Source organism: Stenotrophomonas bentonitica (assembly GCF_013185915.1).
Taxonomy (GTDB): Bacteria; Pseudomonadota; Gammaproteobacteria; order Xanthomonadales; family Xanthomonadaceae; genus Stenotrophomonas; species Stenotrophomonas bentonitica.
The window spans coordinates 791884-813215 of the sequence record NZ_JAAZUH010000002.1 but is presented as its reverse complement, the minus strand read 5'-3'; the positions used below and the strand labels follow the sequence as shown (position 1 = coordinate 813215).

24 protein-coding genes are annotated in these 21332 nt (G+C 66.5%); 19 read left to right on the top strand and 5 right to left on the bottom strand.

The window, feature by feature from the left end; all coding sequences use genetic code 11:
- Window positions 1–32: 32 nt before the first annotated feature.
- From HGB51_RS14920 to HGB51_RS14900, 5 genes are read left to right on the top strand one after another with little or no spacing between them, the layout of a single operon-like run.
- Complete coding sequence (locus HGB51_RS14920) at window positions 33–1007, top strand: hypothetical protein (protein WP_070206455.1); 975 nt, start codon at window positions 33–35, stop codon at window positions 1005–1007.
- Entirely contained in the window at window positions 1004–2782 is a 1779-nt protein-coding gene (locus HGB51_RS14915; RefSeq protein WP_070206454.1) for a YqaJ viral recombinase family protein, read from the top strand. The genes HGB51_RS14920 and HGB51_RS14915 overlap by 4 nt, the downstream gene beginning before the upstream one ends.
- Window positions 2779–3012, top strand: coding sequence for a hypothetical protein (locus HGB51_RS14910; protein WP_246233595.1), 234 nt, complete (start codon window positions 2779–2781; stop codon window positions 3010–3012). The genes HGB51_RS14915 and HGB51_RS14910 overlap by 4 nt, the downstream gene beginning before the upstream one ends.
- A complete protein-coding gene (locus HGB51_RS14905; protein WP_070206453.1) occupies window positions 3009–3233 on the top strand; it encodes a hypothetical protein in 225 nt (74 codons plus the stop codon). The genes HGB51_RS14910 and HGB51_RS14905 overlap by 4 nt, the downstream gene beginning before the upstream one ends.
- The gene (locus HGB51_RS14900) at window positions 3230–3487 is read left to right on the top strand and encodes a hypothetical protein (RefSeq protein WP_070206452.1); all 258 of its coding nucleotides are present in this window, start codon (window positions 3230–3232) and stop codon (window positions 3485–3487) included. The genes HGB51_RS14905 and HGB51_RS14900 overlap by 4 nt, the downstream gene beginning before the upstream one ends.
- A gap of 8 nt (window positions 3488–3495) precedes the next feature.
- Here the strand turns inward: HGB51_RS14900 and HGB51_RS14895 are convergent, their stop codons facing one another.
- On the bottom strand, window positions 3496–3789 hold the full coding sequence (locus HGB51_RS14895; RefSeq protein WP_141738984.1) for a hypothetical protein: 294 nt from the start codon (window positions 3787–3789) through the stop codon (window positions 3496–3498).
- A 365-nt stretch (window positions 3790–4154) separates the two neighbouring features.
- Here HGB51_RS14895 and HGB51_RS14890 point away from each other — a divergent pair, with 365 nt between their 5' ends.
- Genes HGB51_RS14890 through HGB51_RS14865 form a run of 6 tightly spaced genes read left to right on the top strand, consistent with a single transcriptional unit; the run spans window position 4155 to window position 7718 of the window.
- Entirely contained in the window at window positions 4155–4295 is a 141-nt protein-coding gene (locus HGB51_RS14890) for a hypothetical protein (RefSeq protein ID WP_171966873.1), read from the top strand.
- Window positions 4292–4600, top strand: a complete 309-nt coding sequence (locus tag HGB51_RS14885; RefSeq protein WP_070206450.1) for a hypothetical protein — start codon at window positions 4292–4294, stop codon at window positions 4598–4600. The genes HGB51_RS14890 and HGB51_RS14885 overlap by 4 nt, the downstream gene beginning before the upstream one ends.
- Window positions 4593–6608, top strand: a complete 2016-nt coding sequence (locus HGB51_RS14880; protein WP_070206449.1) for a DNA cytosine methyltransferase — start codon at window positions 4593–4595, stop codon at window positions 6606–6608. The genes HGB51_RS14885 and HGB51_RS14880 overlap by 8 nt, the downstream gene beginning before the upstream one ends.
- Entirely contained in the window at window positions 6605–6847 is a 243-nt protein-coding gene (locus tag HGB51_RS14875; RefSeq protein WP_070206448.1) for a hypothetical protein, read from the top strand. The genes HGB51_RS14880 and HGB51_RS14875 overlap by 4 nt, the downstream gene beginning before the upstream one ends.
- Window positions 6844–7272 carry a hypothetical protein gene (locus tag HGB51_RS14870; protein ID WP_070206447.1) on the top strand — a complete coding sequence of 143 codons (429 nt, stop codon included), beginning with the start codon at window positions 6844–6846 and terminating at the stop codon, window positions 7270–7272. The genes HGB51_RS14875 and HGB51_RS14870 overlap by 4 nt, the downstream gene beginning before the upstream one ends.
- Window positions 7269–7718, top strand: a complete 450-nt coding sequence (locus HGB51_RS14865; RefSeq protein ID WP_070206446.1) for a hypothetical protein — start codon at window positions 7269–7271, stop codon at window positions 7716–7718. The genes HGB51_RS14870 and HGB51_RS14865 overlap by 4 nt, the downstream gene beginning before the upstream one ends.
- A gap of 7 nt (window positions 7719–7725) precedes the next feature.
- Here HGB51_RS14865 and HGB51_RS14860 read toward each other — a convergent pair whose 3' ends face one another.
- The gene (locus tag HGB51_RS14860) at window positions 7726–8355 is read right to left on the bottom strand and encodes a DUF6680 family protein (protein ID WP_070206445.1); all 630 of its coding nucleotides are present in this window, start codon (window positions 8353–8355) and stop codon (window positions 7726–7728) included.
- 46 nt (window positions 8356–8401) lie between these two features.
- Between HGB51_RS14860 and HGB51_RS14855 the strand changes: the two genes are divergently transcribed.
- The 5 genes from HGB51_RS14855 (at window position 8402) to HGB51_RS14835 (ending at window position 10624) form a co-directional block, all read left to right on the top strand.
- Window positions 8402–8650 carry a hypothetical protein gene (locus HGB51_RS14855; protein ID WP_070206444.1) on the top strand — a complete coding sequence of 83 codons (249 nt, stop codon included), beginning with the start codon at window positions 8402–8404 and terminating at the stop codon, window positions 8648–8650.
- Complete coding sequence (locus tag HGB51_RS14850; RefSeq protein WP_070206443.1) at window positions 8647–8925, top strand: helix-turn-helix transcriptional regulator; 279 nt, start codon at window positions 8647–8649, stop codon at window positions 8923–8925. The genes HGB51_RS14855 and HGB51_RS14850 overlap by 4 nt, the downstream gene beginning before the upstream one ends.
- 168 nt (window positions 8926–9093) lie before the next feature.
- A complete protein-coding gene (locus HGB51_RS14845) occupies window positions 9094–9462 on the top strand; it encodes a type II toxin-antitoxin system RelE/ParE family toxin (RefSeq protein WP_084738806.1) in 369 nt (122 codons plus the stop codon).
- Complete coding sequence (locus HGB51_RS14840; RefSeq protein WP_070206441.1) at window positions 9440–9763, top strand: helix-turn-helix domain-containing protein; 324 nt, start codon at window positions 9440–9442, stop codon at window positions 9761–9763. Before HGB51_RS14845 ends, HGB51_RS14840 begins: the two co-directional genes overlap by 23 nt.
- Window positions 9764–9952: 189 nt before the next feature.
- Window positions 9953–10624: an AprI/Inh family metalloprotease inhibitor gene (locus tag HGB51_RS14835; protein ID WP_070206440.1), complete on the top strand. Its 672-nt coding sequence runs from the start codon at window positions 9953–9955 to the stop codon at window positions 10622–10624.
- Between the two features lie 15 nt (window positions 10625–10639).
- Here HGB51_RS14835 and HGB51_RS14830 read toward each other — a convergent pair whose 3' ends face one another.
- Both HGB51_RS14830 and HGB51_RS14825 read right to left on the bottom strand, forming a co-directional pair.
- A complete protein-coding gene (locus HGB51_RS14830) occupies window positions 10640–10951 on the bottom strand; it encodes a hypothetical protein (protein WP_070206439.1) in 312 nt (103 codons plus the stop codon).
- 43 nt (window positions 10952–10994) lie between these two features.
- On the bottom strand, window positions 10995–12011 hold the full coding sequence (locus HGB51_RS14825; protein WP_216666844.1) for a serine hydrolase domain-containing protein: 1017 nt from the start codon (window positions 12009–12011) through the stop codon (window positions 10995–10997).
- Between the two features lie 318 nt (window positions 12012–12329).
- Between HGB51_RS14825 and HGB51_RS14820 the strand changes: the two genes are divergently transcribed.
- The 3 genes from HGB51_RS14820 to HGB51_RS14810 all read left to right on the top strand — a co-directional run bounded on the left by HGB51_RS14820 (window position 12330) and on the right by HGB51_RS14810 (window position 20930).
- On the top strand, window positions 12330–18566 hold the full coding sequence (locus tag HGB51_RS14820) for a hypothetical protein (RefSeq protein ID WP_171966872.1): 6237 nt from the start codon (window positions 12330–12332) through the stop codon (window positions 18564–18566).
- Window positions 18448–19968 (top strand): deaminase domain-containing protein, encoded by a 1521-nt coding sequence (locus HGB51_RS14815; RefSeq protein WP_171966871.1) that lies wholly within the window; start codon window positions 18448–18450, stop codon window positions 19966–19968. The genes HGB51_RS14820 and HGB51_RS14815 overlap by 119 nt, the downstream gene beginning before the upstream one ends.
- Window positions 19969–20063: 95 nt before the next feature.
- A complete protein-coding gene (locus HGB51_RS14810; RefSeq protein WP_070206436.1) occupies window positions 20064–20930 on the top strand; it encodes an endonuclease/exonuclease/phosphatase family protein in 867 nt (288 codons plus the stop codon).
- A 6-nt stretch (window positions 20931–20936) separates the two neighbouring features.
- Here the strand turns inward: HGB51_RS14810 and HGB51_RS14805 are convergent, their stop codons facing one another.
- A complete protein-coding gene (locus HGB51_RS14805) occupies window positions 20937–21206 on the bottom strand; it encodes a hypothetical protein (RefSeq protein WP_070206435.1) in 270 nt (89 codons plus the stop codon).
- Window positions 21207–21332 lie beyond the last annotated feature (126 nt).

Here is a 21332-nt window from a genome sequence, read left to right as displayed (position 1 = left end):
TCGCCGGCGCTGCCGGCCGGAGACTTCATTCCATGAATGCCCAGGTACAGGAAGGCCAGCTCGTCCCCGAGGAGGGCATGGCCGCAATGATCAGCCGCTCGGAGATCGAGCAGCAGATCAGCACCGCCCGCCGCTTCCCTCGCTCGCTCAAGAAGTTCCGCGACGAAGCCATTCAGATGGTCACGCTTAGCCAGAGCATTGCCGAGCAGTGCGTCTACGCCCTGCCCCGCGACGGCAAGACCATTGAAGGCCCCTCCGCCCGCTTCGCCGAGGTGATCGCCTCTGCATGGGGCAACAACCGCGCCGGTGCCCGGGTCATCGACGACAAGGGCGAATTCATCATCGCGCAGGGTGTCTTCCATGACCTGGAGCGCAACGTCGCGATCACCTACGAGGTGCAGCGCCGCATCGTCGACCGTCAGGGGCGCCGTTTCAAGGCAGACATGATCGGTGTAACCGCCAATGCCGCCTGCTCGATCGCGCTTCGAAACGCAGTGCTAAAGGGCGTGCCGAAGGCGTTCTGGGAGGACATGTACGTTGAAGCCCGGAAGGTCATCATGGGCGACATCAAGACGCTGGCCAACCGCCGCGCGGACGCCCTGACGCACTTCCAGCGGTTCGGGATCTCGACCGAGCAGGTGTGCGCGAAGCTCGGGGTTGCCGGGCTCGAGGATATCGGCTTGGAGCACCTGGTGCTCCTGCGCGGCATCGTGACCGCGATCAAGGAAGGCGACACCACCCCGGAAGAAGCGTTTGCCGCCGAGGGGGCGCCCGCCACCCAGAAGAAGACGTTGGCGCCGTACACCGATGAGGCCTTTGCCGCGGCGCTGCCGCAATGGGATGCCGCCATCAAGGCAGGCAAGAAAACGCCCGACGCCATCATCACGATGGCGCAGACCAAGGGCCCCCTGAGCGAGGCGCAGCAGGCGCAGATCCGGGCATTGGGCCAAGCGCCGGCCGAGCAGCAGGAAGGCGGTACCACTGTGGCTGAAGAGGTGGCCGAATGATTACCGTCGAACTGATCCAGGGCAGCCCGGAGTGGCATGCTCACCGTGCTCAGCACCTCAACGCCAGCGACGCGCCGGCGATGCTGGGCGTCTCCACGAACTTCTCCCGCGCCGATCTCATGCGCGAGCTGGCGGCCGGCGTCCCGCGCGAGTTCAGCGACTTCGTGCAGGAGCGCGTGATCGATCCGGGCCATGAGTTCGAAGCGCTCGCGCGAGGTATCGCCGAGGGTTATGTCGGCGAAGACCTCTATCCGGTCACCGGCGCCAAGGGCAAGTACTCCGCCAGCTACGACGGGTTGACGCTACTGGAAGATACTGCGTGGGAGCACAAGCGCCTCAACCAAGCGTTGCGCGATGCCATGTTCGACGGCTGCACCGGTACCGACCTGCCGCTGATGTATCAGGTGCAGATGGAGCACCAGGCGATGGTCTCCGAGTGTGAACGCGTGTTCTTCATGGCGTCGGAGTGGAAGCGCGTCGGCAACGACTGGCAGCTCGTAGAGGAGCGCCACTGCTGGTACACGCCCAACCCTGAGCTGCGCGCGCGGGTCCTCACTGGCTGGGCCCAGTTCGAAGCCGATGTCTCTGCGTACGAGCCGGCACCGGCTGCAGCGCCCTTGCCGACCGGGCGCGCACCCGAGACGCTCCCGGCCCTGAGCATCCAGGTCACGGGCATGGTTACGAACTCCAACCTGGCCGAGTTCAAAGACAATGCCATGGCGGTGCTGGGATCCATCAACCGCGAGCTGGAGACCGACGAAGACTTCGCAAACGCCGAGAAGACGGTGGTGTGGTGCAAAGGCGTAGAGGAACGCCTAGAGGCGACGAAGCAGCAGGTGTTGGGCCAGACGGCAGACATCGACGCGGTGTTCCGCACCATGGACGACGTCAGCGCGGAGACCCGCAAGATCCGCCTGGAGCTGGACAAGCTGGTCACGAAGCGGAAGGAGGAGCGCCGTACCGAGATCGGCAACAACGCCCGCCGCGCGGTGCAGGACCACATCCGCGCCATCAACGACACCTTGGGTGAGCATGGCCTGCCGATGCCGGCGACGTTGATCTCCGAGCTGCAGGCGGCCATCAAGGGCAAACGTTCGTTCTCCAGCATGCAGGACGCCGTGGACACGGTGGCCAACAACGCGAAGATCTCCGCCAGCCAGACCGCCGACCGCGTCCGGGCGAACGTGGCCATCCTGGCCGAGCATCCGGAGCACTCCAGCCTGTTCGCGGACCGCGTGTCGTTGTGCGCGAACAAGGCGCCGGAGGATCTGCGCAATCTGGTGAAGGCGCGCATCAGCGAACACGACCGTGCGGAGCAGGAGCGCCTCGACAAGCAACGTGAGCAGATGCGAGTGGAGGAAGCCGAAAAGGCGCGCAAGGCGTTGGAGGAACAGCAGGCGGCTGCCGCTGCCGCTGCTGCCCCCGCAGTGGCCCCGATCGCGTCCACCGTCGAAACCCCACCGGCGGCAGTGGCCGAGCCCGTCGCAGAGGCCGTGGTCCAGCGCGGCCCGGTCGGTGTCGTCACCCAGGCCGCACCGGTGGCCACTGCGCCGACGGCGCCACGGCCGGTGGTCAAGATCAAGCTGGGCGACATCAACGCGATCATCGCCCCGCTGACGATCTCCGCAGACGGCCTGGCCAAGCTCGGATTCGATCCCCTCCCCGAGAAGGGCGCGGCGAAGCTTTACGACCAGGCGCGGGTGATCGACATCTGCAACGCGCTGTCGGCTGCAATCCTGCGCGCCGCCAATGCCTGGGTCCAGAGGGCCGCATGATGAAGCTCCGGACCTGCAAAGGCTGCGACCGCAAGCTGCCGCTGGAGGTTTATCCGCTGGCAGGAAAGTACGGGCGCGCCCACAAGTGTTCGCCCTGCCTCAACGACCAGCGCCGGATGAATACCCCGCTTCGGCCCATCGCCGTCGACCCCGCGCAGGTCCGGATCAACAACACCTTCAACCTGTGGCACGGGCCGGTCAGCCGCGTGCCGCTAAGGAGTGCAGCATGACCAGCATCCACGTGAGGCCCCTGTTCGGCAGTGCCAGCGACCGCGAGAAGGACGAGCAGCGCCAGCGGCTGGCAGCCGACGTAGCCGAGTTCCGCCGCAAGGGCGGCCGCGTCCAGATCCTGGGCAACGATCCGATCAGCAAGGCTGGCATCACCCGCCGGCAGGTGGTCGAAGGCGGTCTCAGCCGCCGGCGGAAAGCGAAGAAGGGAGCAGCGGCATGAGCCGTCCCTTCGTTCGGCGCGCACCAAAGCGTAACGGTGGCTTCAGCTGGGGCCGATACCCAATGGGCGATACCGGCGTAATTGCCTACCGCCTGTTCCGGCGGGACCTGGGCGGCGCCCTGCACTTCGAGGGGCTGAACTTCTATAGCCAAGACAGCCGCAGCGATGTGGCCATCGCGCTGCGCGCTGCCTGCCACCGACTGCGCGATCGCGTAGACGCTCTGGACCTAGCTTCACTTGGGGTGGCAGCGTGACCTCAGCACTAGCGGCTCCGTTCGATACTGCGTTCGCCCCCATTGATGCTCGGGACTGCCTCCACAATGGCGTCTTCAGTTCGCTCAATGCTTTCAAGCAGACGCTGGGTCAAGGCATCCAGCATGGGCCTCAAGTTGGCCAGCGTGATCGGTTCGACAGGATCTCGCGGCCCGAACGCATAGGGATGAACAACCGCTCTCCAGGTCTCAACTTCCCTCTGAAGGTGTCCAATCTCTGCGATCACCTTTTCCATCTCGGGCTCCGTATCGACAACCGGGAAGCTGATCGCAATGCTGAGCATGGCCTCCAGTTCCTGTTTCGGGGGACGGTAGTCACCGAGCTCCAAGGTAAGTCGGATGCTCGATATGCCATCGAGCTGTGTCCTCATCCGCTGCAACCCATCCATGAACGACGCGAGCGTGATCTTCGCTCGGAATTGTGCCCTGCGTCGCTCACGCCGATAAGGCAAAAGGACAGCGAGGAAAGTTGCGAGCGCCCCCGCCCATCCGCCGAAAGCCCCAACCCAGTCAGCCCATCCAGACCAAGCCTCCCAGTTGGCCTCGCAGGTAGTACTCAGAAGCCAGCACTCGGTCACTGCTCCGAAAAATTCGCCTATCCGACCAAACACGTCACGCCCCCTCCGTCCTTGTTGGAGCCGATTCTGCCATGAACTGTATCCTCCCCAATGACCGCGTCTATGCCTGGGAACGCGCCGTGGCAGCCGCTTCCGTCCAAGGCGAGGACCGCAAGGTGCTAGAAGACCTGCGCGAGATCCTGGCCGAAGCCCGGCGGGACGCCCGGGCATGAGCGGCCTGGTTCTGGTGCCGCCCGCTACCGATGCCGGAGTACCGGTGCGCATGAGGCAGCCGACCAAGGACGCCTACCGCCAGTGGCTGGCCCAGGCGCACGACTTGGTCGAGCGGCTGCAGGCCGATCGCGCCGGGCAGATTCTGCCGGCAGACCAGCACCAGACCCTGATCGACCTCATCGAGGCGGCCACCGCCCTCGGGCACCACGAAACGCTGCGCACCAGCAGCGACGAAACCATCGACTACTGGCGTGCGCGCGTCGACACCCTGCGCGCCGCCCTGATTGGAGAACACCATGGCTGACGGCTCTCGCTCGCCGGAGATTCGCGTTACCCGCAAGGTCCGCCCGATGCTCATTGCGGATCTGTTCTGCGGCGCCGGCGGGCTGTCCAACGGCGCCGCGCGCGCCATGCGGGAGCTGGGCCTGCCGGTGCGCATCATCGGCGTGAACCACTGGCCGGTAGCCATCGAAACCAACCGCCGGAATCACAAGGAACACGCTGACCGCATCCATTGCGCTGACCTGGAATCCGCTCTGCCGCTGACGCTGGTCCCCGAGGGCCGGCTGGACCTGCTAACGGCTGCACCTTCCTGCGTGTTCCATAGCCGGGCGCGCGGCGGTCGGCCGGTACACGACCAGCAGCGAATGGACCCGTGGCACGTTGTGCGCTGGTGCACAGAACTGCGCGTGACCCGACTGCTGGTGGAGAACGTGCCGGAGTTCATGGACTGGGGCCCGTGCAGCCTGGTCACCGGCCGGCCGATCAAGTCCCGCCGCGGCGAGTACTTCCGCGCCTGGGTGTCAGCCCTGCAGGCGGTGGGCTTCAAGGTCGATTGGAAGGTGGTCTGCTGCGCGGACTTCGGCGACCCGACGACCCGGCGCCGCTTCTTCCTGATCGGCCGCAGTGATGGCAAGCGGCTCGCCTGGGAGGACTTCAGCCACGATCGCGTGGGCGGTACCGACCTGCTGGGCACCCGGCCGCGCTGGCGCGGCGCGCGGGAGATCATCGACTGGAGCATCGCCGGCAAGAGCATTTTCCGCCGGAAGAAGCCCCTGCGGCCGAACACGCTACGCCGCATCCTTGCCGGCGCGCTGAAGTACCAGTGGCCGCAGCCGTACGTCGACGCGGTCCAGGCGCTGCTGGATGGGCAGACGCCGCGCCTGATCTTCTCCCGCGCGGAGGCTATCGGGCTTGGGCTGATCTCGGCGGACCCGATGCTGGTCCACCTGCGGGGCACCAGCGAGCAGCACCTGCAGGCCACGGCGAAGTCGGTGGAGGAGCCCCTTCCCTCGCTCACCGCCGGCGGCGGGCACGTCGGTCTGGTGCTGGCCACCAGCAGCGGCGGCGCGGCGCGGGACCTGGACCAGCCCCTGCCGACGATCACCACCGGCGGCGCCGGCAGTGAGCGCCCTGGCTGCGCACGGCCGCAGCTGGTGGAACCGCTGGTCATGGCCACCGCCAGCGGCGGCACCGCGCGTCCGGTCGGCGATCCGGTACCCACGATCACCACCGGCGGCAACGGCGCGCGCCCGCACCTGATCGAAGCCATCATCGTTCCGACCTCGAACACCAGCAGCGCCGGTGTGCCGCGCTCCGTGGCTGAGCCGATTCGAACCGTCACCACCGCCAAGGGCGGCGACCAGGCTATGGCAGTGCCGTTGGTGGCGCCGTACTACGGCGGCGGCTCTGGGCTCACCGCGACTTCGGTGGCGGAGCCGGTGCCATCGGTGACCACAAAGGCTCGCTTCGGGATGGCCGAACCAGTTCTGATGCGCGCCGGGCACGGCGACAGCGATGGCCGCGACCCAGCCAGCCGCGTGCTGGACCAAGACGCGCCGATGCCAGCCTTGACCGGTTCCAACGAGGGGGCGCTGGCCGAGCCCATCGTCATGCGGGGCAACGTCGGTACCGGCCGCACCGGTGACATGCGCCCGGCCAGCGAGCCGATGCCGACGATCACTTGCTCCGAGTCCCTGGCGCTGGCTGAGCCGTTCACCATGCCGGTGACCCACCACGGCGGCGACCGGGTGCGCGGGCTGGATGACCCTCTGCCCACCATCACCGGCGCCAACCGTGGCGAACTCGGGCTCGCACAGCCAGCGGCCGACCTGGCCGACGAGGTCGTGATCGACGTCAACTACCGAATGCTGCACTGGCGCGAGCTGGCCAGGGCCACGTCGTTCGACGACGAGGGCGAGGTCTACGACTTCGCCGGCACCGCCACCGAGATCACCAAGCAGATCGGCAACGCTGTCCCCAACCGCACTGCCAAGGCGCTGGTCATGGGCCTGATGAGGGATGCCGCATGACCGTCGTCGCATGTGCCCGCCGGCAGCGGGAATACAGCCGCCGCGCAGGACTCGCGCGCGCCCGGCTCTTCGCCCACGTGGTCGAAGGGAAGCTGCTCACCAGCCGCCAGATCGCCGACGTGATCGGCACCACCGTCGGAACCGCCTCTACCCGGGCCAAGCGCGGCCCTTTCCCCCTCACTTGGGCTTCGCTGCAGTCCGCACGCGCGCCCCAGCAATCGAAGGAGCAGACCGCATGAATAGCTCGACCACCACCACCACCGACGCCGTCCGGAACCTGATCGTGTGCGACACGCAGTTCGGTTGGACTGGCGAAACCACCCTCAAGCTCTCAGAGCTGCTGGACCTCCGGGATCGCGGATGGCTGCAGGAGGGACATGAGAACGGCGAGTTCGACCTGACGGACGCCGGGCGTGCAATCGTCGCCCAGGCGCTTCAGTTTGCAGTGCCGGGCACGCTGTCCACGGTGAAGCCCGGCGGCACTGTCCAGGTAATCCCGCCGGCCGTTTTCCCGCTGGTGGAGCTGCTGGACGTCCGCAACCAGCTGCACGTCATGGCCACCACCGTGGTGCCCAACTTCTGCGACATGGCTGCCGGGTTGCAGCAGCAGGTTCAGGTTCTGATCGATGGACACCGCCGCATGCACCCGGAGGGCACATCGTGAGCCTGCCCTACGAGAACGCCACCAGCGGCAACAACGCGATCAACGACATCCAGAAGATGCTGCGGTCGTTCGGCTGCCAGCGCTTCGCCACCGGTGAGGACTACGAAAGCGGCGAGCTGTTCATCCAGTTCGAGCACCGCGGTCGGCTGGTCCAACTCAAGGCCAGCGCCCGGGGCTACGCCGCCGCGTGGCTGCGGGAGCACCCCTACGGCCCCCGCGTGCGCGCCACCCGCGCCGACCACGACGCCAAGGCTCTCAAGATCGGCGGGGTGGCCGTGTACTCGATTTTGCGCGACTGGGTGAAGGGCCAGGTCACCGCGATCGAGATCGGCATGCTGACCTTCGAAGCTGCCTTCCTGTCGCACATCCTGCTGCCCAGCGGCCAGACAGTGATCGAGTACGCCCAGCAGCAGAAGCTACTGCCGCAGGAGGTGCGCCATGACTAAGCCAGCCTCATTCCTCCGGACGCGCGTCGTTCTCTTCCCCAGCTGGCGTCGGCGCTTCTGGTCGGACTACGACCGGCAGACCGCTTTCCCCTCTGAGAATCTGCATCACACGCTCGATCGCCTCATTTCTCTGAAGCTCCCCATGCACAAATCCTCGGGGGTGATACGCACCAGCGACAATCTCTGCGCGATCCACATCAAAACCGCGCTCGATCGCTATCGCTTCCAGCAGGTTGGTGAATATCTCCGTACCTCGGGCAGCCTGGGCGGCAAACTCGGCCTCGCTCACCGGCGTTTGTTGCGAGAGATGAGCGAGGTACTCGCGCCACTTATTCAAAACAGCTTGGCTCTTCTTAGATCTCCAACGCCTTCCTCCGTCGTGGAAAGCGATGGTGATGCTGTTGAGCGCCTCGATATGCGCGGTGCTCATTCGCGTGGCCCGTGTATTCATCAGCGTGGTGAATACCCAAGCGCGCAGATCCGATGTCTTGCGCGCCCGCTCAACCCATTGTTGCGCCTGGACGGCCAGCACGGGTCCGAGCAAGGTTGCGAAAACGATCAAACTATCGCTGATCGTGATCGAGCTTTGTCCGGCGGATACAGCGGCGGAAACAGCGTTCGCGGCAGAAATGATCATAGCGCCCCCCTTGGCAGTTTTCCGCATTCTGCCACGGAGCCGCTCTATGGATAGCTTGGCCGGCATCAACTTTGGCGACACCGTTGAGCGCACCGCGCACGACCTTGCCAGCATGCAAGGCGTGCACTTGGCCAACGCCCGGCCGGAAACTGTTCGCCTCTGGGAAGCCCGTGGCCTGGCGCTGCACCACCTTGCCGCCGGCGACATGGGGGAAGCCCTGAAGGTGATGCGCCCGGTTCGCCCTCTACTTGCTATCCCCCGCCAGCCGCCCAGCGCGGCGAAGGAGACCACATGACCAGCACCACCAACATCGCCCAGGCACCCCGCCGGCTCCTGCGCCTGAAGCAGGTTCTCGACCGCACTGGCCTGCCCAAGTCGACCATGTATTCGCGCATTTCGGCCGGAACGTTCCCCAAACAGGTGCCCGTCGGGGCATCTGTTCGGTGGCTCGAATCGGAGGTTGAGGAATGGATTCAGTTGCAGGTCCACGCCCGTGACCAGCAGCTCGAAAGCGGGGGTACCAGTGGGGGTATCGGCGCCAACGACACCCATCCACCCCTTGCCGCGTAAGGGCGCCGCGACAGCTTCAGGTAGAGCCCACCTCCACCATAAGACGGTCCGCAAGGACCCAAAGAGCCGGGACCTCCTTCAAACGGGGTCCCGGCTTTTTTATTGCCAGCGTGTTCGGCTGACGGTCCAGGATTGACGATGTGTAGCACTGAGTGCTACTTTATCTCTATGAGCCGCACGTTCAAGACCAGCTGGTTCGCCAAGAAGGCGAGGAAGATTGGCATCAGCGACGCTGACTTATGCAGGGCTGTGAAACAGGTCCGGCTGGGCCAAGCGGAAGATCTCGGCGGAGGGGTTTTCAAAAAACGTCTTCATAACAACGATTACCGCAGCATCATCCTGGCGAAAGGCGGTCGGTACTGGATCTTCAACTTCATCTTTTCCAAGCAGGGCAAGAAGAGCTTGGACGAAGCCGAACTGGAAGACTTCCGAACACTTGCCAAAGCCTACGGAAAGTTGGACGAGACGCAGCTGACCGTTTTGCTGAAAGACAAAGACCTGGTGGAGATCTGCCATGAAAACCAAGACCAAATTTAAGAGCGATATGTCTGAGGCCCTTCACTCATCGGCCTCGGCCCTGATGAAGGTTGGCGCAGTCAGCAAAGCCACCATGCGCGACTTCGACGCTCGCCACCTGATCAAGGCACCCGACTTCAAACCTGAGGAAATCGTGCGGATCCGGTCGGCCAACAATGTAAGCCAGCCGGTTTTCGCTCTGTATCTGAGCACAAGCGAAAGCACGGTCCAGAAGTGGGAAACCGGCGCAAAGAAGCCCAGCGGCATGGCGATGCGTCTGTTGGATGTTGTGAAAAAGCATGGCCTTGAAGTTCTAGCCTGAGCGCTTTGCGAGAACGAGACGACGGCGAAGGCGTTCGATTGGTGCATTCGGCGGTTCAGGTCCGCAAGGACCCAAAGAGCCGGGACCTCCTTCACACGGGGTCCCGGCTTTTTTATTGCCAGTCCGCTCACGCGGGGTGTGCTCCGCTTGCCTCGCGCTGTTCCCGTCGGTCTACGTCTGGAGAAAGCAATGGCAACGAACTTCCCCTCTACCCCCCTGCTCGCCCTGCTCCTGCTGGGCTCCCCCGCCGTGGCCCTCGGCCAGGATGTCTCGTTCGGCTCGATGGAGGAGCACACCAGCAGCGAGCAGGACAGCTCCAGCACGACCACCACCAGCAGCCAGTCGACGACCGGGCAGGACCAGGACGGAACGACCAGCTCCGATCAGAACGGCGACTCGGCATTCGGCAACTTCGGTTCGCTCAACCAGCAGTCCACCACCAGCGGCAGCTCGCACTCCGAGTCGCGCAGCGAGAGCAGGGACAGCTCGGTGGAGATCGACATGGGTGGCAATGACGACGACTGGCCGCATGGGCACGATCATGGCGACCGGCACGGCGGGCGCCCGGGCTGGGGCGCGGAACTCGTGGGTCGGTGGACCCTGGGCCAGGAGAACGGCAACACCTGCACCATCGAGCTCAAGGACGCCGAGTGGTTCGGTGGGCACAGCGCCTACGTCCCCGCAGGCTGTCCGGATGGGTTCTTCCCGGCCAACCGCTGGGTGCTGTCGGGCAACCAGTTGCTGATTACCGACACCAACAACACCACCATTGGCCGTTTCCGCCAGGACCGCAGCGGCCGCTGGTCGGGAAAGCGCGAGTCCGACGGAGCGCGGCTGTATCTGAACCCAGTCGGGAACTGAGGCCGGTCCTTCGACTCAGGGCAGCGTGAACTTGCGCGCCATCCGGGTCGGCCAGAGCGAGGTGAACTGCGCGCCGCCGACCAGCCGGTAGGCGGCCGACACGCTGTGCATTACACCCAGCCGTTCCAGCACGTCCTTGGCCTTGCGGAAGGTCGGGCGCGGGTCGGAGGTGTCCATGAAAAGGTTGATCTCTTTCGCGCTGACGTCGTAGCCGTCCAGCTTCGCAGCGCTGCCCAGCGCCGCGCCCAGTTCGGCTTCGAGCGTAGCCAGGAAGCCTTCGTCGTCCAGCGACTTGCGCCAGAACTTGATGATCAGCTGGTAATCCATCGGGCGGTCCGGTGTTCTGACATGGGGGACTGACCAGAGTACCTCACGGCGCGGGCGTGTCGGCCGACAGCAGCGCCTTGAGGATCGCTTCCGAGCGACGTTGCCCATAACCCTTGCCGTACGCGCTGGACGTGATCGCCACAACCAGCTTGCGGCTGGGGATGACGTAGATCTTGTTGCCGCCGTTGCCGGAGGCGAAAGACACCGGCACCTTCTGGCCGTTGATGTCGTGGACCTTGTGGTACCAGAAATAGCCGTAATGGTCGGCGTAGGGGTCGCTGTCTGCGATGGGGACGCGGGGCGCAAGTGCTTCGCCCAGCCAGGCCTCGCTGACGATGCGGCGGCCGTTGTACAGGCCCTTGTTCCGGACCATCTCGCCCAGGGTGGCGAAGTCGCGCGCGGTCAGCGACAGGTTGCCCTGCCCTTTGGTGTACCCGGCGGCGTCGCTGGCCCACTCCCAGCGGGTGATGCCCAGCGGCGTGAACAGATTGGCGCGGGCGAAGTCGGCCATCGACATGCCGGCGGCCTTGGCCAGTTCCACGCCCACTACATAACTGGTCAGCGAGTTGTAACGATAGACCTGGCCCGGTGGGGTCGCGCGCGGTACCGCCAGCACGAACGCCAGCGGGTAGGCGGCTTCGTCGAGCTTGTCTTCGTTGCCCGGCGAGGCGGGATCTTCGTCGAAGGCGGCCAGGCCGGACCGCATGGTCAGCAGGTCGTCCAGGCGCACGTCGCCAACGGCGCTGCCGGCGGCCTCGGGCCAGTGCGTGGGGACGCGTTCGTCCACATTCTTCAGCGCGCCCTGGTCGATGGCGATGCCGGCCAGCAGCGCGGTGACGCTTTTGCCGGCTGAGCGCACATCGTGCAGCGAGGCTGCGGTTTCGCCGTTGTAATAGCGTTCGGCGACTATCTTGCCGTCACGCATCACCACCACCGCGCGCAGGTCGGGATGTTCGTCCTGGTCCCAGCGGGCCAGCACCGGCGTCAGCGGATCGCTGGCCAGCACGGGGGCTGCCCACGCCATCGTCAGCAGCATCAGGGTCGACCACGTCCGCTTCATCGTGCGCACTTCCCGAACCAGGATGGGGCGAGTCTAGCCGATACAACTATTCCGATACCGACACGTCGCCGTTCCCGACTACGCGCGTCGGCCAACTGTCGGTATCCCCCATGCTGCAACGATCTCGATGCATGGCGTCACTCGTTTAGTCAGGTTCCATTGGCGTTGTCGATTGCAGCGCTGCGACCCATCCGTAGGATCGGCGCCCTTCCGCGCCCCTGCGCCTGTCACGATTCAATGCCTGTGCCGAACCTGTCCCCCTGCCCTACCGCATCCCGTACCGCGACTGCCGCGCAGCGCACCCCTGCCCCCGTCCAGGTGCAGACGCGCCCAGCGGCCGCACCGTGGCAGGTCCAAAACCGCGAGGCGACGACGCTGTCGCTGGTCGGCGTGCCGCTCGCGCAGCTGGACGCGTTGGCGGACGCGCTGGCCAAGGGGCCGATCGATACCACGCTGCTGGGGGCCTTGCTCGACGGCGGGTTGCCAGGCAGCCCGCTCGGCGATGCACTGTCGGAGTGGTTGGCCACTCGGTGCGCACTTCCCTCCTGCAGCGACGACGAGGCCGGCGCCTGGCGCTGCGTGCTGCTGTATGCCCTGCGCCTGCCGCAGGCGCACTGGGAGGTGGAATGCATTGCCGAAAGGGCGCGCTTGACTGCGGCTGTTTCCGGTCGCGATCCGCTGTTGCAGCGCCTGCGCGATGCGTTGTATCGGCCCTTGGACAAGACGCCTGGTGCGTGGCAGGAAATGCTTGCCGACCCGCGTGCGCGCGATGCGGACGTGGACGTGGACGCCCGGCAGGTTGCGCTCGACCATCAGCGCACGCAGTACGGTGGTCTGAATACCGAAAAACGCCATGCCGCCATGGCGAAGATCCTCGCAGAACTGGCACCAACCGCCTCCACCGAGACGCAGCGGGAGGCGCTCAAATGCGTGCGCCAGCATGAGCAGCGCGATGCCAGCCTTCTCGATCCGCGCGCGGGACTGCGCACGGTGTTTGCCCACGCAGGCGATGCCGGGTCGATTGAGAACATTCGTGCACGCTTGTCCGCGATGCAGCAGGTCACAACGCGCACCGGGTCCGACGCATCCTCCACGGCGGAAGCAGCTTCCGGAAAGGCGCCTCCGCCGCTGGCCATGCAGCTGCTGGCCGTGGCGGAACAGGCCACCATCGACACCCCTGCTCCCGTGCAGCCCTTGGGCCGTTACGACAGCCTCGCGAATGCAGCGGTCAGCCTGCTTAGCCTTCCGTGGCAGCTGCAGAGGCTGGTGGAGGCCGGCGCAGGCCTCGGCTTTGCTGCAGTGAAAGGCGCGAGTCTGCTGGGCAGCAGGGCCATGCCGACGCCCGAAGCGGTCGCGAACGCCGTGCAGCCTTTCGGGCTAGGCGGTGCGTGGGCACAGCGGGTCAACGTAGTGGCCTGTACGCCGCTGGCGGGTGAAGCACCGCTAGTGGACGACACCGGCCCCCTGCTTGGCCGCCAGCAGATGGGCAGTGCCGTGGCGCTGCGCGGTCAGTGCTGGGAAGCGCCGCATAACGTACCCGGCATGTTGCGCGAGCAAAGCGCAGGGATCGGCGCATTCCTCGCACGTCAGCCCGCCGGACCGACCACGTTGACGGCGCCCGACGCCACGCGCGCCACGCCGACAGACGGGATGTGCCCCGTGAACGACATCGTGCCGGCACCCACGGCGAGGCCGATGCTTCACCACCGCACGCCCGCGCCACGCGCAGATGCCGGCGCGCTGACCGATGTGGGCCAACCGGCCGCCGCCGCGCCCGCCGCGTTGCCGCGCTACGGCGCGGTGGCCCAGGAGATGCTTCCAGTCGACGGCCGGCTGCCGCTGCTGGTACAGGCGCCGCTGCTCGACCGCCTGGTACCCGGCGACTGGTGGAACGCGTTGGATTGGCAGGTACCGCGCACCCTCGGTGGCCTGCATGCAGCAGTCACCGATGCGTTTGCGCAGGCCGGGCTGGACCTGCAGCACCGTGCTCCCAGCCCGGACGCACTGGCTGCCTTCTTCGGATCCAAGCCCGCACGGGCGTGGTACGAGGCGCTGCAGAAGTTGCCGATGCTGCCGGAAGGCGCCCGCCGCAGCCTGGCCGACGGCGGCGCCAGCGCACGCGCCTACGCGTTCGCGCGCATGCTGGAACAGCTCACCCAGCACCCGCACGCCGAAGGCGAACGCAGGGCGATGCACAGCCTTGCCCGCGTCGGTCGCGCGGCCGTCGCGCACGTGCAGGCACAGGACCCCAACGCATTGGTCACCGCGCATGCGCACTTCGATGGGTTGGCCTGGCACACCGACACCGTGGCTGGCCGCATGGCAACGCCGATGACCGACGCGCAGCTGCAGGCGCACCGTGCGCGCATGCACCTCGCCTACGGCAGGCCATTACCGCACGGCTCCAGTACCGAAAAGATGCGCACCTGGCTGGTACAGGCGCAACCTGCGTTGCTGGACGAAACGACGTTCGACCTGCTCGACAGCGCGGACACCCTGCTCGCGGACCTGCTGGTGACGCTGCGCGGTGAGGTCGATGAACTGCGCTTCGGCAAGGACTGGGACTGGCGCGGCAAGCCGCCCAGCACTGCCGACTGGCGCGACCACCTCGATCGCAAGGCTGCCGTGGCTGGCACGCATTGGGTTACCGAACTGGGCGCGCTGTTCCACCAGGTCGCCGCCTCGCTGGCGCGCTACGAAGACCTGGAACCGCCGCTGCAGTCGGTGATCGATCCCCGCCGCAACGACCTGCGTGTGCTCACCGGTGAGGTGATCGCTCCGCTGCTGCAGCTGTACTCGGGACTGGACCTGCCGATGGCAAAGGCCGACCCGTGGTACCGCGCTGCCTACCCCGCCTATGCGGGCTTCTTCGCGTGGGCCGGTGGCACCCACGCCTCCCGCGCCCTGGCCCAGCTGGAAGCGCTGGACCTGGCACGCAATCCCGAGCGCCTGCGACCCTTGCTGCTGCCGATGACGGTCACCCTGCCCCTGCCGGCCGCCGTGCTGCGTCACCTGCTCGGTCGCGACCGGATCGCGGACGACCCACAGCAGCAGGCGCGCGACCTGATGCGCCTGATGCGCGGCAGTGAGACCAGGCGGCTGGTGGCACAGGCAGTGGAGATCAGCGTGGAAGACGTGACAACAGAGCTGGTCCATGGTTTCTTCCGGCAGCTGGCCAACGCGCCGGGCGCAGAAGCGTTCGGCCACTGGCGCGACGACTTCCAGCGCGGATCTACCTGGCACCTGTCGCCGGACGAGTGGCTCAGCCTGCTGCCTGACCGGGAGCTGGCATCGCTCTGGCGAACGCCCGGTATGCGCAGCAACCGCGAGGGCGTAGTCAATGCCGTAGAGCAGGCACTCGCTGCCGCCTCCGCAACGCGCGGGGCGCAGGCGCCGCCAACGCGGTGGTCACGGATTATGGAGGCACCGCAGGCTTTGGACCGGTGGTGCGCCAGCGACGGTGCGCAGCAGGTCGCCTGGCAGCATCTGGAACGCTCGGTCGCCGGCCGCAGCGCCGGCTCGCGGCTGGACCGCGAGGCGCCGTTGTCGCCCAGTACCTGCGCTGCGATGTTGGGCGCGTCGGCTGAGGTGCAGCTGTCGCTCGGCGACGATCCCAAGGGACTCACCCACGACCCCGCCAACGATGCTGCGCCGGTGTTATCGCTGGCGATCGACCTGCAGAGGCTGCATCCGGCGCTGACGGCCGATGAAGCGTTGGCATTCGGCGCAGTGCTGTTACCGCCTGACGCACGCGTGGCCGCGCCAGCGCGCGCGCCGCTGGACTTCCCGCTGCTGCAGACGCCCCACGCGCCAGAGCTTGGCGCGGACGCATCGGACGATGCGCTGCTTGCAGCACTCGTCCAGTCGGACACACCCCCGCGCCCCGACACGCCTCGCGTAGACCCGGCGCAGCTGCCAGCGCTGGTTGACCTGCTCGAAGGATTCGGCCTGTCCCTGCTGCAGCCGCCCGAAGGCGACGGCATCGGTGACCAACCGTTGACCCCACCCAATGTCTGGGCACTGATGGCGCGCACCCGCCAGTTCGCTGCGTTCTGCCAACCGCTGCTGGCCGAGGCCGGTTGGGTGGGTGGCGACGCCGGAGATACAGCTTCCGCGCGCGGTGCGCAGGCACTGCTCGCGCAGTTGATGCTGGAACGCTACATCGGCCTCGACCGGATCGACGCGTTGCGCGAACGCTTCGCCGCACCGGAGGTGGTGGATGTGCCATTTGTGCAGTTGGCCCACGAACTGCGCCAGGCGGTACTGGATGGCAACGGCGAGGCGTCGCCGGCCGCGCTGGACATGCTGTACTGGATGCTGGCCAGCGAGCTGGAGCAGCCGGCACTGATGGTGGACGGCATTCCCGACTGGCTCACCTACGGCGGCTCGCTGCAGAGCGTGGCCCTGCGGCATGGCGCGACGCTGCTGGATGGCATGCAGCCAGGCGCCTGCAGCGGTGCCCGCTTCGACGAGGTCTGTGCCCTGCCCGCGCAACTCTCGCTGCCCGCGCAGACGCCTGGCGAACACGATCACCTGCACGATGCGTTGGCACGTGCGCTTGCACCCGCAGCGTTGGCGTATGCGGCCGCGCACGGTGACGCGGGCAACCTCACGCGGCTGGACGCCCCCACCGGGCAACAGGTGTGCGACGCGCTCACCTTGGTGCAGGCCGACCAGGCCATGCACGCGCTGCATGTGCAGCAGCTGGCCAGCGATCCGCCCAAGCGCATGGACATTGCCGCGCAGACACTGCGCGAGGCAGGCGTGGATCCGGCGCTGTGGTCGCACCGTCCCGTCGACATCGGCGAGGCATACCTGGAACGCCACGGTATCGTGTCATCGCGCTTGATTGCGTTCGAGAGGCACCTGTATGAACTGGCCAAGCCGGACAACGCCGGCGCCGGCAGCGGCGATGATCCGCGCGAACGCGCGCTGGTCACCAACGACGACACGCTACAGGCACTGGTGGTGGCCGACGCCTGGGTGTCGACCAACGGCCCTACCACTGCGAGCCGATTCGAAAGCGCATTCGAAGCATGGAAGCGCACCGTGGAAACGGGGTTGGCCGGTGTCATCGAGACGGTGCTGAAAGGCCTCCCGGCAGGCGACCGGCGCCTGATCGAATCGTCGGAATGCACGCCGCTGCGCATCAGCCTGGGCGACCGGCACGCCGACCGCGGCCTGCTGCTGCGTTGCACACCCACCCAGCATGGCGCGGAGCCGGTGTGCTTCGAAATCATCCCGCAGGCCGGGGTGGCGCGGCGGGTATGGCAGGACCCGAGCCTGGGCAGGCTGGTGGACACCGACGGATTGTTCACCGGCAACGTCCAGCGCGAGCGTGACGGCGACCTGCTCGATCCGCTGGCTGACCTGACCCTGACGCCGTACAGCAGCACGGTGACCGGAAATGGCCCCTACACCTTCCAGGCGCTCGCGCGAGCGGCGGCATCGGATCTCTGGAAGGACCGGCTGGACCAGGCGCGTACGGACGAACTTGCGCAGCGCACTGGGCTGGAGCAACTTCACGCGAAGGAGCTGCACGATCTGAATGCATTGGCCGAGTTCCTGGTACCCGGCTTGAGCTGTGTTGAACAGCTGCGGGCCGGTGACTTCTCGGCCGATACCATTGGCGGCTGCGTGATGGACGTCGTGTCCACGGTGGCGCCGGTGGGCGAGTTCTTCGCCAGCACCGTCCGCATCGTGCGCACTGCGGGCGAGCACACCATCACGTCGATTGCAGCCGAGTCTGCCCAAGCCCTGAAGAAGCTGGCCACGTCGCTGGTGATGCAGGGCGGGCTGGGCACCGTGCGCAACGTGGTCAAGGGCTCGCAGTGGGTCGGCAGCCATGCCTGGGAGACGGCGCTGATGGGCGCGGACTGGCTGAAGCGGATCGCGCGCGGCAGCCCGGCGCTGCAGGAGTCTGCCCTCGCCCTTGAGCATGCGGTTGCCAGTGGACGGGTCCCGAAGGCGGCGCTGCAGGCGCGACGCGCCGCCACCCCAACGCTCGCGGAGGCGACGCTGGAGGATGGCAGCGTGGTCTTGGTCGCCGCACGCGGTACGGCCTGGCATCGCTACGACGTGTTCACCGGAAAACCGTACGGCCCCCGGTTGGACACGTGCACCTTCGCAAATGAACTGCCTCCCACCATTCCGGTCCAGCATACGGACGAAGGTCTGCACGTTGCGCTGGGCGACACGCCCGCGCAATTCCTCGATCACGGCAACGATGACTGGGAAATGCTGATCGGCGAGCGCAGTTACCGGCTCAATGAGCAGCGCAGTGCGTTCGAGCTGACCACCGCCGAAGCGCAACGCGAAACACCCGGCCAGTGGCACGAGCTGCCGTCACTGCAGGCCGCGCCGTTCGCTGGTGGCGATCCCCTGCGCGCAGCAGTCGCGCCTGCGCTTCACTCCCGACGCCGCCAAGGACCTGCCCTTGGATCAGTTGCCGCCCGAGCGCGTGGACGGCATCGCCGCCGCCACGCGCGAGTTCACGCTGGATCTGGCGCACAAGGCGCCGGAAAGCGGAGAAACACTGCGCCTGATGGTGCATGAGGGCCACGTATGTTCATGGAATCCCTCCGCACGCACCGCGGCGCCACAACTGGTGCCCTTGCCGGTCGATCAGCTGGAAGCGCTCGGCCTACCGGCTACCGTCACCTACCCCGACACGCTGGAGGGAACGCTCTCTGACCAGCGCACGTTCGGGCTTCCCGACGGGATCGGGGAGGAACACGTTGCGCGCCTGGAAACGGAGCTGCCGGTGGTGGACCTCCGGGCACTGCTGCCCGGTATCGACGACGCCCGGCGGGTGCGCGGCATCCCGGTGGCCTCGCCGTTCCTGTGCGGGCTGTGCATCGAACCCGATGACGGCGTGTTCTACCAGGCGCGCATGACCGGGCCAGGTCAGACTGTCTTCCACTTCACCCGCCTGCGGCCGGACCGGGACAAGGGGGCGATCGATGCCTTCCTGGCCGCGTCGGAACGCCACCGGCTCAGGATGATGCGGCCGTACCTGGAGCAGGATCGACACAACATCGCGAAGCTGGAGTTCAACTACGTAAGGCCCCTGCTGCCTGACGACATGCTGGAGAAGTACTCCACGTATGAGGAGTATGCGGCCTACAAGGCAGTGCACGGGGGATCCAATGCGCCGCTGGTGTTTGCCGACCAGATCCTCACCGGTCGGGCAAGCCAGCGCAGCTTTGTCGCCAAGGCCCGCAGGCTTGTGCCGGACTGGCGTGCGCTTACAACCGCTGGCGAAGAAGAACGCGCATCTGTCGCCGGCATCCTCAACGCGCTGCTTCCCGCCACCGGCGGCAAGGGCAGCCTGGCGCCGGTGACGGCTGCGTCGCTGGCGGTGCCCGATGCCGGCCGACCGATCCTCAAGCATCTCAACGGCGCCAACCTGGCGTTTGCCGAGGTGGTGGACGCGCACGGCCAGCGCACCATCTACTACGCGCTGTCGGGCGGACAACGTGCCCGCAGGATTTTCCTGGATGCTCATCCGGACCTTGGCGATGGCACCCGGTTCGTGGATGCGCGCGAGGCCATGCGAGGTGTGGAGCCGCTGCACACCATCACCAGCCTGCCGGTCCTGCTCGGCAGCGACGGCGAGCGGGTGCTGGGCTCGGACCGGTATCTGCATCCCAAAGAGTTCCTGCGCATCGACGATTCAGAACGCGCCATCGCCAGCTGCATCGCACAGGACCAGACCGCCACCAGCTTCCGCCTGTTCTCGCTGCTGGACACCTGCGATTCCTGCGGCGGCGTGGTGGTGCCGCAGCTGCGCGCCCGGTTCCCCGAAGCCACTCCGTTCTCGGTGCGCTACCTGCAGCAGTACGGCACGCCGCCCCTTCCGCGCGAACCGACGCCGCCGGGGGCCACCGACATGGACCCGAACCCCAACCTCGTCACATTTTTCGAGAACTGGCGGCGTGAGCGGGGCCTGACATGACTTCTGCCCTACCCGTTTCGCCAATCTGCGCATATCCAGCGACACAGGTTCCGTGCGACCCTCTGGAAACGATTTCACGGAATGGAGGGATTCCCATGTTGTCTCGTTTTCGTCGTCCGGCCCTGCTGGCCCTGATCGCGCTGGCGTTGCCGCTCGGCTCCGCACTGGCCAAGAGCCCCGAACCGCTGCGGGTGATGTCATTCAACGTGCGCACGCCGGTGGATACCGAACCCAACAAGCGCTGGGAGGACCGTCGCGATGCGATGGTGGCGCTGTTGAAGGACCAGCACCCGGCGGTGTTCGGTACCCAGGAGCTGAAGACCAACCAGGCCGAGTACCTGGTACAGCACCTGCCCGGCTATCGCTGGTTCGGTGAACCGCGCGGTCCGGGCGACAACGAGGAGCACATGGGCGTGTTCTACGACAGCGCCAAACTGAAAGTGGTCGAGTCGGGCAACTTCTGGTTGTCGGATACGCCGGAGGTCGCCGGCAGCATCACCTGGGGCAACCTGATGCCGCGCATGGTCACCTGGGCGTTGTTCCAGCGCCAGGGCGACGGCAAGCAGTTCTACCTGTACAACACCCACCTGCCCTATCGCGATGAGGACGAACCGCGCCGCGTGCTGGGTGCGAAGCTGATTACCGAACGACTGGCGAAGCTGCCGAAGGACATTCCGGTGGTGGTCACCGGCGATTTCAACAGCGAGCCGACCAGCCCCACCTATGCCGAATTCACCCGCACGCTGGCCGATGCACGAAAACTGGCCGGCAAGGTGGACGGGCCCCGCCTGACCTTCCAGAACTTCAGCGACACGCCCACGGTGGAGATCGATTGGATCCTGGTGCGCGGTTTCGGGGTGAAACATTTCAGCACGCTGGATCAGACGTACAACGGCGTGGTGCCGTCGGACCATTATCCGGTGATGGCGGAGCTGGTGTTCCCAGCCGCACCGAAGCGCTGACGGTCTTCATCGCAACGCGCTGCGCAGGCTGTCCAACACCCTGCACAGCGCCTGGTGTTGTTCGCGCGCCTGGCAGATGCGGGCGCTGATGGCGAGGAACAGGCCGACGCCGACCACCCCGATGCCGAGCAGGCTGTCGGGTAGCCACGCAAAGCCCAGGCTGACCGTCAGCGCGGCGACGACCAGCAGCACTATCACGCTGGCCGACAGGCCCGCAGTGCCTGCATGGCGTTCTTCCCTGGCCGCGCGTGGCGGCTCCCAGCACTTCCGTTGCATGGCTCATCTCCCGGACTGGCGGTGTTTTTAGCACCGGCCCAGACCGACCCGGCAGAGGCAAAGCCGTCAGCGCGGGGTTTCCCGGTACGCCCTTGCGGCGAACCATTACAAAAATGGCAGGGGGCG

Coding starts and splice junctions, on each gene's coding strand:
- HGB51_RS14920 (WP_070206455.1), top strand. CDS start 33: ATGAATGCCCAGGTACAGGAAGGCCAGCTCGTCCCCGAGGAGGGCATG.
- HGB51_RS14915 (WP_070206454.1), top strand. CDS start 1,004: ATGATTACCGTCGAACTGATCCAGGGCAGCCCGGAGTGGCATGCTCAC.
- HGB51_RS14910 (WP_246233595.1), top strand. CDS start 2,779: ATGATGAAGCTCCGGACCTGCAAAGGCTGCGACCGCAAGCTGCCGCTG.
- HGB51_RS14905 (WP_070206453.1), top strand. CDS start 3,009: ATGACCAGCATCCACGTGAGGCCCCTGTTCGGCAGTGCCAGCGACCGC.
- HGB51_RS14900 (WP_070206452.1), top strand. CDS start 3,230: ATGAGCCGTCCCTTCGTTCGGCGCGCACCAAAGCGTAACGGTGGCTTC.
- HGB51_RS14895 (WP_141738984.1), bottom strand. CDS start 3,789: ATGCTCAGCATTGCGATCAGCTTCCCGGTTGTCGATACGGAGCCCGAG.
- HGB51_RS14890 (WP_171966873.1), top strand. CDS start 4,155: ATGAACTGTATCCTCCCCAATGACCGCGTCTATGCCTGGGAACGCGCC.
- HGB51_RS14885 (WP_070206450.1), top strand. CDS start 4,292: ATGAGCGGCCTGGTTCTGGTGCCGCCCGCTACCGATGCCGGAGTACCG.
- HGB51_RS14880 (WP_070206449.1), top strand. CDS start 4,593: ATGGCTGACGGCTCTCGCTCGCCGGAGATTCGCGTTACCCGCAAGGTC.
- HGB51_RS14875 (WP_070206448.1), top strand. CDS start 6,605: ATGACCGTCGTCGCATGTGCCCGCCGGCAGCGGGAATACAGCCGCCGC.
- HGB51_RS14870 (WP_070206447.1), top strand. CDS start 6,844: ATGAATAGCTCGACCACCACCACCACCGACGCCGTCCGGAACCTGATC.
- HGB51_RS14860 (WP_070206445.1), bottom strand. CDS start 8,355: ATGATCATTTCTGCCGCGAACGCTGTTTCCGCCGCTGTATCCGCCGGA.
- HGB51_RS14855 (WP_070206444.1), top strand. CDS start 8,402: ATGGATAGCTTGGCCGGCATCAACTTTGGCGACACCGTTGAGCGCACC.
- HGB51_RS14850 (WP_070206443.1), top strand. CDS start 8,647: ATGACCAGCACCACCAACATCGCCCAGGCACCCCGCCGGCTCCTGCGC.
- HGB51_RS14845 (WP_084738806.1), top strand. CDS start 9,094: ATGAGCCGCACGTTCAAGACCAGCTGGTTCGCCAAGAAGGCGAGGAAG.
- HGB51_RS14840 (WP_070206441.1), top strand. CDS start 9,440: ATGAAAACCAAGACCAAATTTAAGAGCGATATGTCTGAGGCCCTTCAC.
- HGB51_RS14835 (WP_070206440.1), top strand. CDS start 9,953: ATGGCAACGAACTTCCCCTCTACCCCCCTGCTCGCCCTGCTCCTGCTG.
- HGB51_RS14830 (WP_070206439.1), bottom strand. CDS start 10,951: ATGGATTACCAGCTGATCATCAAGTTCTGGCGCAAGTCGCTGGACGAC.
- HGB51_RS14825 (WP_216666844.1), bottom strand. CDS start 12,011: ATGAAGCGGACGTGGTCGACCCTGATGCTGCTGACGATGGCGTGGGCA.
- HGB51_RS14810 (WP_070206436.1), top strand. CDS start 20,064: ATGTTGTCTCGTTTTCGTCGTCCGGCCCTGCTGGCCCTGATCGCGCTG.
- HGB51_RS14805 (WP_070206435.1), bottom strand. CDS start 21,206: ATGCAACGGAAGTGCTGGGAGCCGCCACGCGCGGCCAGGGAAGAACGC.